The organism is Rahnella selenatireducens, assembly GCF_046449555.1.
In the GTDB taxonomy this organism is placed as follows: domain Bacteria; phylum Pseudomonadota; class Gammaproteobacteria; order Enterobacterales; family Enterobacteriaceae; genus Rahnella; species Rahnella selenatireducens.
The window spans coordinates 142,632-157,587 of sequence record NZ_JBKEZJ010000009.1; the positions used below are offsets into that span (position 1 = coordinate 142,632).

Sequence of the window (14,956 nt, forward strand, 5' to 3'; positions counted from 1 at the left end):
CATACTTCAAATTGCAGATGCGTTGGCTGCGCTTGCTCACCCGAATCACTTACTCAAGTAAGCTCATCGGGATTCTCTCGCTTGCCGCCTTCCTGCAATCCGAATTATTTAGGGGGATTTTTTTATATTGGGGAAACAAATAGGGCACAACAAACATCGCCCTATTTGTTTCATTCCCCTGGTGTGGCGCGGGAGATAATGTATCTCCGGTAAAATCGGTCTTTAGTCGTAAAATTAGAAGCCGAGTGATTTCGCGTTATCCGGTGTCACTTCGAGGATTTTATTAAAGCGAATCACGTGTTTTTCGGTATCGACATCGGCTTTGCCTAAACCATCAATGCTCAGATCTTTGGTCACTTCTTTACCCTGCAACAGCTGGTCGGCAACCGTGACCAGCGCGTAACCGGCATCTTTCGGATCCCACAGCAGGACTTTTTTAATGTCACCGCGCATCAGGTACGGTGCGGCCTGCGCTGGCATCGCAATACCGACGACGGCGATTTTATTTTTCGCACGTTTTTGCTGTACGGCCTGACCGGCACCGATCGGGCCGAGTGAACCGAAACCGATAATCCCTTTCAGATCAGGATAGGTTTTCATTAAATCCAGCGTTGTGGAGTAGGACTTGTCGATATTTTCCGCCACCGGTAAACGTGAGGTGACTTCGTGCATGTCCGGGTATTTTTCTTTTTGATATTTAATGGCAGCGTCAGCCCATGCGTTATGCAATGGCACGGTCAGGGAACCGACATAAATGGCATAACCGCCTTTGCTGCCCATATCTTTTGCCAATTCATCCATGTTGGCTTCGGCATATTTCTGGCTGTCGATGGTTTCGATATCCCACTGACCAATCTGCTGATCCGGAGATTCGTGAGTTAATACCACGATGCCCTGATCGCGCGCTTTTTTCAGCACCGGCTCTAAGACTTTTGCGTCGTTCGGCACCACGATAATCGCATCCACTTTTTTAGCGATGAGATCTTCAATCACTTTCACCTGCTGCGCCGGGTCTGGCGTCGAACCGCCAACCTGGTAGGCGTGAACATCCAGCTTCTGCGCGGCTTCTTTTACGCCGACTTCCATGCGGGTGAACCAGGGAATGCCGGTGACTTTCGCCACAACGGCGATGTCGTACGGCTTATTGGCAGCGAAAGCCGGTGTCGTGAATAACATGCATGCTGAAACCACACATGCACTGACTAATGCGAGGTTAAATTTCATGTCTGTACCTTTCTTATGAGGGTTTGTGTAGGGGCGGTCGGGGTAAATGCCGCAATCAGAGATTAACTTAACGGGAAAGCGGTTTTCGCGTGCTCGTGAACGTAGTGTGATCAAAGCCCATAATTGTTAATTTATATAATCAATAAGGTTAAATTAAAGTTTCATAAATTCGAACTTCAGACATGGTAACGCGGAGAGAATGGTAGTTACCGATAACAAAAATACAATTTGATAACAATTAAACAACATTTTCGCATCAATAAAACAAAACTGATGGACTTTTGTGTTCTTAAAATCCATCACAAGATTTTATTTGCGCAGAATGTGAACACGGTCACGGGGAGGAAATGCCCCAAACGGGTGCGCGATTGCACCGCTATCGGGCGATGTGCTGTCGCGGTGCATTGCTGCGCAAGCGCCAGATCACAATCCTGCACAATACCTGCCATCAGAAATCAAAATAATTCCCTGCATACTCATTCCTTTTCCCTCGTTGCTGTAAAAGGGGATTTTTTCTTTTATTCATTTTTTATGCAATTTAAGTGAATAACGGGCGGTATTAAGTGGTTGTTTTTTCTGGGTGTCGCTTTTTTTATTCACTTTTTCTCTTTGCTGGCACGAAGACTGCAATCTATGATGTGACTGAGTGAGATTATTTATTAACTTTTAAATAACAAATTAATAACTACATTCCCTGCCAGTCCGGGGGAAACGGTCACCCTGAATTCAGCCAGTCACTGAGACTTAATAAAGAGGTTTATATGGAACACCAACAGCAGCCGCAAAATGTCAGCCGCCAGAACTTTGATGACTGGATGGTGCCGGTTTACGCTCCGGCCGCATTTATTCCGGTGCGTGGCGAAGGATCCTGGCTGTGGGATCAGGCGGACAAAGACTATGTGGATTTTGCAGGCGGTATTGCGGTGAATGCGCTGGGACATGCGCACCCTGAAATTCGTAAAACGTTGCATGAGCAGGCCGATAAAGTCTGGCATCTGGGCAACGGCTACACCAATGAACCGGTGCTGCGTCTGGCAAAACAACTGATCGACGCGACCTTTGCCGACAAAGTTTTTTTCTGTAATTCCGGTGCGGAAGCCAATGAAGCGGCGCTCAAACTGGCGCGGTTGTACGGACATAAAGCCGGTGGCGATAAGAACGAGATTATTGCCTTCAAAAACGCCTTCCACGGCCGCACGTTGTTCACCGTCACCGCTGGCGGTCAGCCGAAATATTCCGAAGATTTCGCGCCGTTGCCACCGGCCATCACGCATCTGCCGTTTAACGATCTGGCCGCCGTTGCCAGCCAGATTTCTTCGCGTACCTGTGCCGTGATTGTTGAGCCGATTCAGGGCGAAGGCGGCGTGGTGCCTGCCGATGCGCAATTCCTGCAAGGGCTGCGCGAGCTGTGCGACAAACATCAGGCGGTGCTGATTTTTGATGAAGTTCAGACCGGCGTGGGCCGCACCGGTGAACTGTACGCCTACCAGCACTACGGCGTGGTGCCGGATATTTTAACCAGTGCCAAAGCACTCGGCGGCGGTTTTCCGATTGGGGCGATGCTGACCACCGACCGTTATGCCGTATTGTTCCAACCGGGCACGCATGGCACCACCTACGGCGGTAACCCGCTGGCGACGGCGGTGGCGGGTAAGGTTTTTGAGATGATCAATACGCCGGAAGTCTTGTCGGGCGTGCAAAAACGTCATCAGTGGTTTATCGACGGTCTGAAACGTATCAACGACCACTATCACGTTTTCAGCGAAGTGCGCGGTCAAGGTTTGCTGCTCGGCGCGGTGATGAGTGAGCGCTATAAAGATCAGGCAAAACAGCTGAATACGCTGGCAGCCGAAGAAGGGCTGATTGCGCTGATTGCCGGGCCAAACGTGCTGCGCTTTGCGCCGTCGCTGATTATTCCGGGTGCAGATATTGAAGAAGGGCTGAACCGCCTGGAACGCGCCGTGGCGCGCCTTTGCGTGTGATGGTCTGACATAAATAAGCTTTGGGATGAAAGAGGTAGAGCATCATGATGTTGATTCGACCTGTGCGGCCCGGCGATCTCGCCGATATCCTGCTGTTGTCAGGCAAAACCGGCATCGGTTTAACGTCTTTGCCCAAGGATGAAGCGCATTTACGCGGACGCATTGAGCGTTCGGTGGCGACCTGGGAAGGTCGCCTTGAGAAAGCCGAACAGGGTTATTTGTTTGTGCTCGAAGACACGGAACTTGAAAAAGTCGTGGGCGTCAGCGCCATCGAAGTGGCCGTCGGGCTGAGCGAACCCTGGTATAACTTTCGCCTCGGCACACTGGTTCACGCCTCAAAAAGCCTGAATATCTACAAACCGGTGCCGACGCTGTTTCTCAGCAACGACCACACCGGTTATACCGAACTTTGCACGCTGTTCCTCGATCCGGATTATCGCCACGGGAAAAACGGCCAGCTGTTATCAAAAGTGCGCTTTCTGTTTCTGGCGGCTTTCCGCGAATATTTCTCCCGTAAGGTGATTGCGGAGATGCGCGGGATGTCCGACGACAACGGCTGTTCTCCGTTCTGGGACAGCGTCGGGCGGCATTTCTTCGGTATGGAATTCGCCGAGGCTGACCGACTGACCGGTATGGGGCAAAAGTCTTTTATCGCCGAACTGATGCCGAAACATCCGCTGTACACCGAACTGCTCAGCCACGAAGCGAGGGAAGTGATTGGTGCTGTCCATCCGCAAACCGCACCGGCGCGCGCCGTGCTGGAAGGCGAAGGGCTGCGCTACGAAGGTTATGTCGATATTTTTGACGCGGGCCCGACGCTGGAAGGCGAAATTGATTCGCTGCGCGCCGTCAGAGAAAGCCGCCTGTTGCCGGTCCGGCTGGCAGAACATCGCGCCGACCGTGACGAGCCGCAATATCTGGTCGCCAACGAGCAGTACCAGAATTTCCGCGCTTTGCTAATCCCGGGCAGCGATTCGCCGGAATCTGTTCAGTTAAACGCCCGCGAAGCAGACATGCTCGGTGTTCGTGAAGGCGACAGCCTGCGCGCCGTGGCACTTTTCCCCGGCAGCAGCGCCACCCAACCGACACAATTTCAAAAAAAGGAAAGTCTCGCATGATGCAACCCGCACTCTTTATTCAGGGCCAGTGGCGCAGCGGGCAAGGCGCGCAGCTCAGCAAAACCAATCCGGCGGATAACACGTTGTTGTGGTCGGCACTGAGCGCTGACGCGCAAGACGTGGAAATGGCCTGCACGGCAGCACGCACGGCATTTCCGGCGTGGGCACGTAAAACCTTGGCGGAACGTAGCGAGGTGATTAAACGTTTTGCGGATTTACTGACCGAACATAAAACCCGTCTGGCGGAAATCATCAGTCAGGAAACCAGCAAACCGCGCTGGGAAACGCTGACAGAAATCCAGGCGATGATCGGTAAAGTGGCCATTTCTCTGGAAGCCAATCAGCAGCGTACCGGTGAAAAACACACCGCGATGCCGGACGGAGAAGCGGTATTACGCCACCGTCCGCACGGCGTTCTGGCGGTATTCGGGCCGTATAACTTCCCCGGACATCTGCCAAATGGTCACATCGTTCCGGCATTGCTGGCGGGCAATACCCTCGTTTTCAAGCCCAGCGAGCTGACGCCGAAAACTGCGGAAGAAACCGTGAAACTCTGGCAGCAGGCCGGTTTACCGGAAGGCGTGCTGAATCTGGTGCAGGGCGGGCGCACGACCGGCGAAGCGCTGGCGGCCTGCGGGAATATCGACGGGTTGCTGTTTACCGGCAGCGCGGGCACGGGCTATCAGTTGCATCGCCAGCTGGCGGGGCAGCCAGAGAAAATTCTCGCGCTGGAAATGGGCGGCAATAACGCGCTGATTGTTGAACCGGTAGAGGATATCGATGCCGCGGTTAATCTGACCATTCAGTCCGCTTTTATTTCTGCCGGGCAGCGTTGTACCTGCGCGCGCCGTTTGCTGGTGAAAGAGGGCGCGGCGGGTGATGCGTTTATCGCGCGCCTGCTGGATGTCACGATGCAACTGCGCGTGGGCGGCTGGAATGACGAGCCGCAACCGTTTATGGGCGGCGTCATTTCGGATGCCGCAGCGCGCAACATGCTGAAAGCGCAGGACGAATTACTGGCGCTCGGCGGCAAACCGCTGTTGCTGCTGACGCGTCCGGATCCGCTGAATACGGTGCTGACGCCGGGGATTATTGATCTCACCGGCGTGGCCGGCATTCCGGATGAAGAATATTTTGGCCCGCTGCTGAGCATTTACCGTTACAGCGATTTTGATAGCGCCATCCGTCTCGCTAATCAGACCCGCTTCGGGCTGGCGACGGGGCTGATTTCTGCAGAGCGCGTTCAGTTTGAGCAGCTATTATTGGAAGCAAGGGCGGGGATTGTGAACTGGAACAAACCGCTAACCGGGGCATCGAGCAATGCGCCATTCGGCGGTATTGGTGCTTCCGGTAACCATCGCCCGAGCGCTTATTATGCTGCGGATTACTGCGCGTGGCCGATGGCCTCGCTGGAAACAGACAAGCTGGAACTTCCTGCGACGCTGTCGCCGGGTGTTGATTTTCGCACAACCTGAGGAGAGCTGGAATGTCTGGATGTGAAGCAAATTTTGATGGACTCGTCGGGCCAACGCACCATTACGCCGGGCTGTCTTTTGGCAACGAAGCCTCGACTAAAAACCAGAATGCCGTCGCTAATCCGCGTCTGGCGGCGAAGCAGGGTTTGCGGAAAATGAAAGCGCTGGCCGATCTGGGCTTTGCGCAGGGGATTTTGCCGCCGCACGAACGGCCGCATCTCAGCACGTTACGCAAGATGGGATTCGGCGGCAGCGACCGCGAAGTGCTGGCAAAAGCGCAGGCGTATTCGCCGCGTCTGTTGTCGTCGCTGAGCTCCGCATCATCCATGTGGGTGGCGAATGCGGCGACGGTTTCCCCATCGGCGGACAGCGGCGACGGGCGCGTACATTTCACCGTCGCTAATCTGAATAATAAATTCCACCGGGCGATAGAAGCCGAAACCACGTCAGCCATTTTGCGCGCGACGTTCCATGCGGATCGCTATTTTGCGCATCACGAAGCGCTGCCGCAGGTAGCTGCTTTAGGCGATGAAGGTGCCGCCAACCATAACCGGTTATGTGGGGCGTATGACAAACCTGGCGTGCAGGTTTTTGTGTATGGCCGCGACGGGCTGGTGACCGGCGAAAACGAACCAGTGCGTTATCCTGCGCGCCAGACGCGTCTGGCCAGTGACGCGGTGGCGCGTTTGCATCAGCTCGATGAAAAAAGAACGGTATTTATCCAGCAAAATCCGCAGGCAATCGACAGCGGCGTTTTCCATAACGACGTGATTTCGGTCAGTAACGGCAACGTGCTTTTCCATCATCAGCAGGCGTTTGTGAATACGGCCAGCGCGCTCAGTGAAATCCGCCGCAAAATGACTGCACTTGAACTGGATTTCCAGCCGATTGAAGTGCCGCAGGCGAAAGTTTCTCTGGATGACGCCGTGGCAACCTACCTTTTCAACAGCCAGTTGCTGACCAAATCCGACGGCAAAATGTTGTTAGTGGTGCCGGAAGAGTCACGCCAGCACAGCGGCGTCTGGGCCTATTTGTCCGAATTAGTTGAAAGCGGCGGGCCGGTTAATCAGATTGAAGTGTTTGATTTACGTGAAAGTATGCGCAACGGCGGCGGCCCGGCCTGTCTGCGGCTGCGCGTGGCGCTGAACCGGAATGAGCTGAACGCGGTGAATGTGGCGTCGATCATGAGTGACAGCCAGTTTGCGCGCCTGAATACGTGGGTGGATACGCATTACCGTGACCGCATGCAGGCCAAAGATCTGGCGGATCCGCAACTGCTGACCGAAGTGCGCACTGCGCTGGATGAACTCACCAATATTCTCGGGCTGGGTGCCATTTACCCGTTCCAGCGCTGACCCTCAAAGGAGTGAGTTATGTTTGATTTGTTAGCGGTGACGCTGGCGGGCGAGCCGGTCACTGAACCGGCCGGACAAACCGAAACGCTGGACTGGCAGTGGCGCGGTGAGGGCATTCTCGAACTGACACCGCGTGTGCCTTGTGACACCGCCGTTGTGATTTCGGCGGGGATTCATGGCAATGAGACGGCGCCGATAGAACTGCTGAATCAGCTGACCCGCGAACTGCTTTCCGGCGCAAGAGCGCTGCGGGTGCGGTTGCTGGTGTTGTTGGGCAACCCGCCGTCCATGCGACTCAATAAGCGGTTTGCTGTTGCCGATATGAACCGCATGTTTGGCGGACGTCACGCACGTTATACCCCGAATGAGGAAACACGACGCGCGCAGGAACTCGAGCAGGCGATGGCGCTGTTTTACCGCAGCGCCACGGCGGCGGGTGCCGTACATCGTTTTCATTATGATTTGCACACCGCTATTCGCGGTTCCCTGCATGTGCGCTTCGGGCTGTTGCCGTTACAGGCCAGACCGAAAAGCGAAGCAATGCTGGCGTGGCTCAGTGCGTGCGGTCTCGACGCGCTGGTGCATCACCGTTCACCGGGCGGTACCTTTACGCATTTCAGCAGTGAAGTGTTTCAGGCCGACAGTTGCACATTAGAACTGGGTAAAGCGTTGCCATTCGGTAGCAACGATCACACGCAGTTCACGGGGATCCGCTGCGGACTGGAAACGCTGGTCAGCGGCGAGCCTCTGCCTGCCCGTGAAACTGGTGAACCACTGCTGCATTACCGTGTGGTACAGGACGTGATCCGCGCGAAGGAAGATTTCCAACTGTTTGTTCCCGCGGCTGCACTGAATTTTACGCCTTATAAAAAAGGCTTCGTGATCGCCAAAGAAACCGGGAAAACCTATCGGGTGGAAGAAGAGGAAGAAGTGGTGCTGTTTCCGAACCCGAATGTCGCGCCGGGGCTGAGAGCCGGACTGATGCTGGTGAAGATGTAGATTTTTGCGAGGCGCATTCCCGAATTGTTCATACAGTATTGCTAGTCGGTTTTATTCTGCGTATTTTGTGAGCAGTGGATTCAGCAGGATGTTGAATTTATTACATGTTTTCACAACGTGAAAACGTAATGACCAAAGTCGCCGGAGGATGTCATGGAAGCAATGTTTGATGAATGCGACTGGTTATAAAGGATTTAAATACTAACTTTCGGTTTGTTGCAAAAGAAAAAGGTTCTGATTTTCATCAGAACCTTTTTCTTTTATATGGCGGTGAGGGAGGGGTTCGAACCCTCGATACGATTACTCGTATACACACTTTCCAGGCGTGCTCCTTCAGCCACTCAGACACCTCACCGGATTTGTTACACCGCAAGCGCTGCAACGGGGCGCTACTATAGGGAGGCAGTCCCGAAGGGTCAAGCAGAATTTCGGTGTTTTGTGTCAGACGCTCACAGAGCATTCAGGGTGACGATTTAGTAAACGGTGGCTGTTCTCTGCGGGCAATTCACAGGTTCTAAAAATGATAACCTGACATTAATAATACTAAATTTATATTAAATTATAGAAATTCATATTTTAAAGTTATGAATTAGCATGGGGTCGACTATTTTCCCAAGAGTATGCCGGACGCCTGAAATTCAATAGTGCCTTGAAGTTGAAATTGGAAACAGTTCACAGAAATAAATAAAACCCTGAATCATTTATTTATAGGTCTAGGTTTAATTCTATGCTGACGCAGTTCAGTAAACGGAATTTAAAAAATAACCGGCAGCAGTGGCTAATAAAGGATGGCGTAATGCATCACGACAAGAAATTTCTTAATTTTCCTGATGGATTCTGGTGGGGAAGTGCATGGTCGGCAGAGCAGGCAGAAGGCAGGGGAAATACCGGCAAAGGGCGTACGCAATGGGATATGTCGTGGGATAAAGAGCCGAATCGTTTTTATCAGGGCGTGAACACCGATACTACAACGGATTTCTTTAACCGTTACCCGCAAGATATTCAGCTGATGAAGGAAACCGGACATAACTCTTTCCGGCTGTCGATTTCCTGGGCGCGGTTATTCCCGCAGGGAGACGGGGACGTCTGCCCTCAGGCCATCGCTTTTTACCGCGATATGCTGTCGGAAATGAACGCAAACGGCATTAAGCCGTTTGCCAATTTATTCCACTTCGATATGCCAGAAAGCATGATGCAAAAAGGCGGCTGGGAAAGTCGCGAGGTGGTGGAGGCTTACGTCCGTTTCGCCGATACCTGTTTCACTGAATTCGGCGATCTGGTCTTCCACTGGTTTACTTTTAACGAACCGCTGGGGCCTGTGCTCGGCGGGTATATGGAAGATTTTCATTACCCGAATGTCGTCGATTTTCAGCGTGGTGTGCAGGTCGCTTTTAACACGATTCTCGCGAGCGCCAAAGCTATTGAAGCGTTTAAACGCCACGACCTGACCAGTAAAATCGGCATTATCCTTAACCTGAGCCCGACGTATCCGCGCAGTGAAAACGGCTTTGATAAACAGGCGGCGGAATACGCTGATTTGTTCTACAATCGCAGCTTCCTCGATCCGTCCGTTAAAGGCACGTTCCCGAAAAAACTGATTGATACGCTGGAACAATACCACCATTTACCGTCCTACACGCCGGACGATTTAGCCGTCATCCGCGACAATACCGTGCAGATCCTTGGCCTGAATTATTACGAGCCGCGCCGGGTCAAAGCGCGCTCTGCCGCCGTGAATCCGCAATCCCCGTTTATGCCTGAATGGTTCTTCGAAAGTTATGTGATGCCGGGGCGCCGTTTTAATCCTCATCGCGGCTGGGAAATTTACGAAAAAGGAATTTACGATCTCTGCATCGATATCCGTGATAATTACGGCAATATTGAATCCTTTATTTCTGAAAATGGTATGGGGGTTGCCGATGAACAGCGGTTTATTAATGACGGCCAGGTTCAGGATACTTATCGAATCGGATATATCAAAAACCATCTGACCTATGTACATCAGGCAATCAGTGAAGGTTGTAATATCAACGGATATCATCTGTGGACATTTATTGATTGCTGGTCCTGGATTAATGCGTATAAAAACCGCTACGGGCTGGTGGCAGTAGATCTCAGTACACAAATACGCACGCTTAAATTAAGCGGTGAGTTTTATAAGAAACTCAGCGATGAAAATGGATTTGAATTCGACGGATTCTATACCGAATTCTGATAGGGAAATAATCATGAAACTGATGGATAACGCCGTGCTGGTCGCCCAGCATATTGGAGGTCAGGTACATCTGCGTTCATTACGCGATGCATTTGCCTCACTGATGCCATTTTTTGTCCTGGCCGGATTGATGGTGCTGCTCAATAACACCTTATTGAAACCTGACGGGATATTGTCGGGATTTGTTGAACCGATGCGTCTGACCGAGATTCAGGCCATCGGCAATTCTGTCGTCAACGGCTCGCTGAATTTCATTTCCATTCTGATTGCGGCGGCAGGCGCGTATCACCTGTGTCAGAACAAAAACTACCAGAACGCTATTGCGCCGGTGCTGCTATCGGTTTCCGTAGTGGTGATTTTTATGCCTGAAACCGTCCACCTGACGGCGCTGGTTTCACAGCAACCGGTGGAAGTGACCGGCGGCATCAGTTTCGCCTCGACCGGATCTGCCGGGATGTTTGTCGGCATTCTGACCGGGCTGATGGTGACGTCGCTGTTTATCCGTCTGGCAGGGAATAAACGTTTGCAGGTCAATATCAGCGGCGGCGCAATTCCGCCCGCGGTCATCAATTCGTTCAACACCCTGATCCCGGTGATGCTGACCATGATCTGCTTTGCCGCCGGGTCGTTTGCTATCAAAACGCTGAGTGGCCTGGACGTGAATACCCTGATTGCGACGCTCATCCAGCAACCCCTGAAATCCGTTACCACCAGTCTGCCGGGCTTTTTGTTTATCACCACCGTCGCCAATCTTTTCTTCTCGGTAGGCATCCATCAGGGCGTGATTTCCGGCGCGGTGCTGGATCCTTTCCTGCTGAACAACATGCAGGAGAACACGCTGGCTTTTGCGCAGCATCAGGAAATTCCCAACATAATCTGTATGGCGTTTAAGGACACGTTTGGCGTGATGGGCGGTTCGGGAAACACCATTGGTTTACTGATTGCCATCTTCATTTTTAGCCGTAAAAAGGATTACCGCGACATCGCCAAAATGGCGACCGCGCCGTGCCTTTTTAATATCAGCGAGCCGATTATTTTCGGGTTGCCGATCGTATTTAATCCGGCGCTGATCGTTCCGTTCGTGCTGGCACCGGTTTTCAGCCTGACGATCGCCTATTACGCCACCGCGTGGGGATGGATTAATCATGTCACCGTGCAGATCCCGTGGACCACGCCGCCGTTGCTTTCCGGGTTTCTGGCGACCGGCGGTGACTGGCGTGCTGCGATTTTGCAGGGCGTGCTGATCGCGCTGACCGTCATGTTCTATCTGCCGTTCCTCAAATTTGCTGAACGCGTCGCGATGGCGCAGGCAACTCACTCTTAAAAGGATGTAACCATGATCAAAATTCTTCTGGTGTGCAATGCAGGGATGTCGACCAGCATGCTGATGGGCAAAATGACTGCTGCCGCGAAAGAGCAAAATATTGAGGCTGAGATTTGGGCCATTCCTGATGTTCGCCTGAACGAAGAGTGGGCGAAAGCAGACGTGATTTTGCTCGGGCCGCAGGTGGCGTATCTGAAAGCGCGAGTTGAAACAGTCACGCAGGGGACAAGACCGGTTGCTGCTATAGACATGATCAGTTATGGACGGATGAACGGGACGGCGGTTCTGGCGCAGGCTATCGATTTGAAAGGGTAAGCACGATTAGCAGAATGCCGTAAAACAAAACGCCCGTCTCAGGAAACCTGAGCGGGCGTTTTTGCTATGGATGGCTACGCCGATGGCCGCTTCCTTAAAACGTATAAAGCACGGCGAAATTGACGGTGGTGCCCTCGCGTTGTTCAACGATGGGGCTTTTGTCCGCATGATCGCCCAGCCAGGTGTAATCCGCGCTGACGACACCGCCCCAGTTTGGGGTGAACGTGTGACTCCAGGTCAGGCTGGTGTCCACGCCATAAAATCCTCCGGCGGCCTGATAAGGGGCAAAGTCAGTCCGATCGCTTTGCTTTCTGCTCACGCCGTAAAAGGTATTCATGTAGCGCCGGTCGCCAAAAAGGGCTGCCGACTGGAATGCGACGGTGTCGGTATTATTTTGCACCGGCAGTAATGTCACTGACGTCTGATACTGCACGCCTTGCCCGTCACTCAGGGGAAGCGTGGTTTTGCCTTCGAAAGAAAGCCACGGCGTCGCTGACCAGCCGATGGCGATGGCGGTATTGACGGCCACATCAATATTCCCCATACCTTTCAGTTTTTCTGAGCCATCGCGCCAGGTCGAATTCCGGTCTGTTCGCCCCAGGCTGACGCCCACCGTATGTTCAAGATACAGACCGTTCTCGGCCTGCAGGTCATATCCCACGCCTTTGAGCGAATCGAAGAACACGGCGTTGTCTCGCGCCTGGATGACCGGCGCAACCAGCCAGTGACGCTCATCCGAGCCGCTGTAACGTGGCGCGCTTTGTGCGCCTATCCCGACAGTAAACGTTTGTGCAGGCGAAGTGTTGTCATCGGCCAGTGCCTGCAGCACTGTTGCGGACACGGTGAAACAGGTAATGTGCAGCATAAGTTTTCTGGATATCATTGTGGTTCCTCATCACCCAACCGTATGGTTCGTAGCGGATTGCAGCCGCGTCTGAAACCGGAGTATGCAGAGGCAGTGTCAATATACTGTCTGGGATTTATGAAGAAACAGTCAAGGCGATAAACATGCAGACAAAACGGATCCTGATCATTGAAGACGATGCTGATGCGGCAGACGTTCTTGATGCTTATCTGAAGCGTGAAGGTTATGAAGTGCAGATTGCCGGTGACGGACTGTCGGGGCTGGAGAGTGCGCAGCGCTGGAAGCCTGACCTGATTTTACTGGATGTGATGCTGCCGGGGATGCGAGGCACGGACGTTCTGGCGTCTGTCCGCCGCGAAAGCAGTACACCGGTCATCATGGTGACCGCGATGGGGGATATGCCGGATAAAATTGGTGCGCTGCGGTTTGGTGCGGATGATTATGTCGTCAAACCCTACAACCCCGGCGAAGTCGTGGCGCGGGTGCAGGCGGTATTACGGCGTGTGGCGTCGGGCAACGAGGTGACACCGTCCGTTTTGTGCTGGCAGGGGCTCGACGTCGATGTCGATGCGCTCACTGCTTCCGTCCGGTCAGCATCGGGTGAACGGCGTTATCTGGATTTAACCCCCACAGAATTCGGTGTTCTGAGCACATTAATGCGTGCGCCGACGCGCCCGTTCTCACGGCAATATCTGCTCGAACATTGCCTGCCGGAAAGTGAGGCGCTGGAAAGGGTGGTGGATACACACGTCTATAACTTGCGCAAAAAACTGGAATCCGCCGGGGTCGTGAATGTGCTGGTCAACGTGCGTGGCGTGGGCTACCGGTTCCGTCAACCATGAGTGGCTCACACGATCAGTCCCTGTGGCGCTGGATTTGTGTCCGTATCCTGACGCTGGCTATCGGCAGCGTTGTTCTGATTGCGCTGTGCATGTGGCTGCGGTTTGTCATTGAGAACCTCTGGGTATTGCACCATATGTCCCCGGCCATGCGGGCGGAATTTGAGGTATTGCGCACTAACCCTGAGCTCAATCTGGCACGCTTTCATGAGATTGTGGATCAGGGCTGGGGGGCGCGTTATTCGGATCCCTCTATCGCGTCTGCCGACTGGATGATGGTCGGCATACTGGTTGTCGTGGTGATCCCTTTTATTGCCCTGTTGGGTTTAAAAGCCGCGCGTCCGCTTTCATTACAGTTCAGCCGCCTGGCGCAGGTGGCGCGGGCAGTCACGAAAGGGGATTTCAATACGCGAGCCGAGCCGGTCAAAAATGCCCCGGCAGAGCTTAATCAGTTCACTGACGATTTTAACGCCATGATGTTGCAGCTTTCGCGCTATGAGCGGGAACTGCGGGCGTCGCATGTGGCGATGGCGCACGAACTTCGCTCGCCTCTGACGGCGGCGGTGGGGCGTTTGCAGGGGATGCTTGACGGCGTATTCCAGCCGGAACTGCGTCAGTTGCAGATGGTCATGAAACAGCTTTTGCATCTGAACCGGCTGATTGACGAGCTGCATTTGCTTTCACTGGCGGACGCCGGTCAGCTCAATCTCAGTAAAACCCGTCTGGATCTGGCTGAATTGCTGCGTGAGCGCGTGGCCTGGCTCAAACCTCAGTCAGCGGATGCCGGGTTTGATATTGTCGTGACGCCTGATGTTCCGTGCCTTTATGTCGGCGATCCGTTCCGGCTCGGGCAGGTAATGACCATTCTGATGGAAAATGCGCTGCGTTATGCGCACGAAGGGCACCGGCTGGATATTTCGGTTTTGCACACGAAAACCAGCGTTGAGATTACTTTTGAAGATCACGGGCCGGGCGTGGATGCCGAATTTCTGCCGGTGATGTTTGAACGTTTTAGCCGGGCGGAATCTTCCCGCGCGCGGCATTCCGGCGGCAGCGGATTAGGATTATCCATTGCCCGGGCAATTTGTAAAGCCCACGGCGGCAGCATTCGGGCAGCGCAGAAAGCGCCTCGCGGGTTGTTAATTACGGTCAGTTTTCCTCAGCCGGAAGGCGGACAATAAAAAAGTGTGTGTCTTGACGGTTCCTTGATGAAATATCGCGGGAATCTGGACAGTGAGTGGATTG

General features: G+C 53.3%; 12 protein-coding genes and 1 tRNA gene. 10 read left to right on the top strand and 3 right to left on the bottom strand.

What is annotated here, in order from left to right:
* Positions 1 to 234: 234 nt before the first annotated feature.
* Positions 235 to 1,224: an autoinducer 2 ABC transporter substrate-binding protein gene (locus tag ACLBVC_RS16180; protein ID WP_410150478.1), complete on the bottom strand. Its 990-nt coding sequence runs from the start codon at positions 1,222 to 1,224 to the stop codon at positions 235 to 237.
* A 761-nt stretch (positions 1,225 to 1,985) separates the two neighbouring features.
* Between ACLBVC_RS16180 and ACLBVC_RS16185 the strand changes: the two genes are divergently transcribed.
* The 5 genes from ACLBVC_RS16185 to astE are packed head-to-tail and all read left to right on the top strand — an operon-like array spanning position 1,986 to position 8,153.
* Positions 1,986 to 3,206 (top strand): aspartate aminotransferase family protein, encoded by a 1,221-nt coding sequence (locus ACLBVC_RS16185; RefSeq protein WP_410150479.1) that lies wholly within the window; start codon positions 1,986 to 1,988, stop codon positions 3,204 to 3,206.
* A gap of 44 nt (positions 3,207 to 3,250) precedes the next feature.
* The gene (astA, locus tag ACLBVC_RS16190) at positions 3,251 to 4,324 is read left to right on the top strand and encodes an arginine N-succinyltransferase (RefSeq protein WP_410150480.1); all 1,074 of its coding nucleotides are present in this window, start codon (positions 3,251 to 3,253) and stop codon (positions 4,322 to 4,324) included.
* Positions 4,321 to 5,799: a succinylglutamate-semialdehyde dehydrogenase gene (gene astD / locus ACLBVC_RS16195; RefSeq protein ID WP_410150481.1), complete on the top strand. Its 1,479-nt coding sequence runs from the start codon at positions 4,321 to 4,323 to the stop codon at positions 5,797 to 5,799. The genes astA and astD overlap by 4 nt, the downstream gene beginning before the upstream one ends.
* Positions 5,800 to 5,810: 11 nt before the next feature.
* Positions 5,811 to 7,154, top strand: coding sequence for an N-succinylarginine dihydrolase (gene astB / locus ACLBVC_RS16200; protein WP_410150482.1), 1,344 nt, complete (start codon positions 5,811 to 5,813; stop codon positions 7,152 to 7,154).
* An 18-nt stretch (positions 7,155 to 7,172) separates the two neighbouring features.
* The gene (gene astE / locus ACLBVC_RS16205; RefSeq protein ID WP_410150483.1) at positions 7,173 to 8,153 is read left to right on the top strand and encodes a succinylglutamate desuccinylase; all 981 of its coding nucleotides are present in this window, start codon (positions 7,173 to 7,175) and stop codon (positions 8,151 to 8,153) included.
* Between the two features lie 265 nt (positions 8,154 to 8,418).
* Here astE and ACLBVC_RS16210 read toward each other — a convergent pair.
* A tRNA-Ser gene (locus ACLBVC_RS16210) sits at positions 8,419 to 8,508 on the bottom strand.
* A gap of 441 nt (positions 8,509 to 8,949) precedes the next feature.
* On the opposite strand from ACLBVC_RS16210, the gene ACLBVC_RS16215 reads away from it, so the two are divergent.
* The 3 genes from ACLBVC_RS16215 to ACLBVC_RS16225 are packed head-to-tail and all read left to right on the top strand — an operon-like array spanning position 8,950 to position 12,007.
* Positions 8,950 to 10,368 carry a glycoside hydrolase family 1 protein gene (locus ACLBVC_RS16215; RefSeq protein ID WP_410150484.1) on the top strand — a complete coding sequence of 473 codons (1,419 nt, stop codon included), beginning with the start codon at positions 8,950 to 8,952 and terminating at the stop codon, positions 10,366 to 10,368.
* Positions 10,369 to 10,381: 13 nt separating this feature from the next.
* The gene (locus ACLBVC_RS16220) at positions 10,382 to 11,692 is read left to right on the top strand and encodes a PTS sugar transporter subunit IIC (RefSeq protein ID WP_410150485.1); all 1,311 of its coding nucleotides are present in this window, start codon (positions 10,382 to 10,384) and stop codon (positions 11,690 to 11,692) included.
* Positions 11,693 to 11,704: 12 nt separating this feature from the next.
* Positions 11,705 to 12,007, top strand: a complete 303-nt coding sequence (locus ACLBVC_RS16225) for a PTS sugar transporter subunit IIB (RefSeq protein ID WP_410150486.1) — start codon at positions 11,705 to 11,707, stop codon at positions 12,005 to 12,007.
* Positions 12,008 to 12,101: 94 nt separating this feature from the next.
* Here ACLBVC_RS16225 and ACLBVC_RS16230 read toward each other — a convergent pair whose 3' ends face one another.
* The gene (locus tag ACLBVC_RS16230) at positions 12,102 to 12,890 is read right to left on the bottom strand and encodes a MipA/OmpV family protein (RefSeq protein WP_410150487.1); all 789 of its coding nucleotides are present in this window, start codon (positions 12,888 to 12,890) and stop codon (positions 12,102 to 12,104) included.
* 125 nt (positions 12,891 to 13,015) lie between these two features.
* Between ACLBVC_RS16230 and ACLBVC_RS16235 the strand changes: the two genes are divergently transcribed.
* Both ACLBVC_RS16235 and ACLBVC_RS16240 read left to right on the top strand, forming a co-directional pair.
* On the top strand, positions 13,016 to 13,714 hold the full coding sequence (locus ACLBVC_RS16235; protein ID WP_410150488.1) for a response regulator: 699 nt from the start codon (positions 13,016 to 13,018) through the stop codon (positions 13,712 to 13,714).
* Positions 13,711 to 14,892: a sensor histidine kinase gene (locus ACLBVC_RS16240; protein WP_410150489.1), complete on the top strand. Its 1,182-nt coding sequence runs from the start codon at positions 13,711 to 13,713 to the stop codon at positions 14,890 to 14,892. The genes ACLBVC_RS16235 and ACLBVC_RS16240 overlap by 4 nt, the downstream gene beginning before the upstream one ends.
* Positions 14,893 to 14,956 lie beyond the last annotated feature (64 nt).

Bases quoted from the DNA above. Each gene is read 5' to 3' on its own strand.
- ACLBVC_RS16180 (WP_410150478.1), bottom strand. From the start codon at position 1,224: ATGAAATTTAACCTCGCATTAGTCAGTGCATGTGTGGTTTCAGCATGC.
- ACLBVC_RS16185 (WP_410150479.1), top strand. From the start codon at position 1,986: ATGGAACACCAACAGCAGCCGCAAAATGTCAGCCGCCAGAACTTTGAT.
- astA (WP_410150480.1), top strand. From the start codon at position 3,251: ATGATGTTGATTCGACCTGTGCGGCCCGGCGATCTCGCCGATATCCTG.
- astD (WP_410150481.1), top strand. From the start codon at position 4,321: ATGATGCAACCCGCACTCTTTATTCAGGGCCAGTGGCGCAGCGGGCAA.
- astB (WP_410150482.1), top strand. From the start codon at position 5,811: ATGTCTGGATGTGAAGCAAATTTTGATGGACTCGTCGGGCCAACGCAC.
- astE (WP_410150483.1), top strand. From the start codon at position 7,173: ATGTTTGATTTGTTAGCGGTGACGCTGGCGGGCGAGCCGGTCACTGAA.
- ACLBVC_RS16215 (WP_410150484.1), top strand. From the start codon at position 8,950: ATGCATCACGACAAGAAATTTCTTAATTTTCCTGATGGATTCTGGTGG.
- ACLBVC_RS16220 (WP_410150485.1), top strand. From the start codon at position 10,382: ATGAAACTGATGGATAACGCCGTGCTGGTCGCCCAGCATATTGGAGGT.
- ACLBVC_RS16225 (WP_410150486.1), top strand. From the start codon at position 11,705: ATGATCAAAATTCTTCTGGTGTGCAATGCAGGGATGTCGACCAGCATG.
- ACLBVC_RS16230 (WP_410150487.1), bottom strand. From the start codon at position 12,890: ATGATATCCAGAAAACTTATGCTGCACATTACCTGTTTCACCGTGTCC.
- ACLBVC_RS16235 (WP_410150488.1), top strand. From the start codon at position 13,016: ATGCAGACAAAACGGATCCTGATCATTGAAGACGATGCTGATGCGGCA.
- ACLBVC_RS16240 (WP_410150489.1), top strand. From the start codon at position 13,711: ATGAGTGGCTCACACGATCAGTCCCTGTGGCGCTGGATTTGTGTCCGT.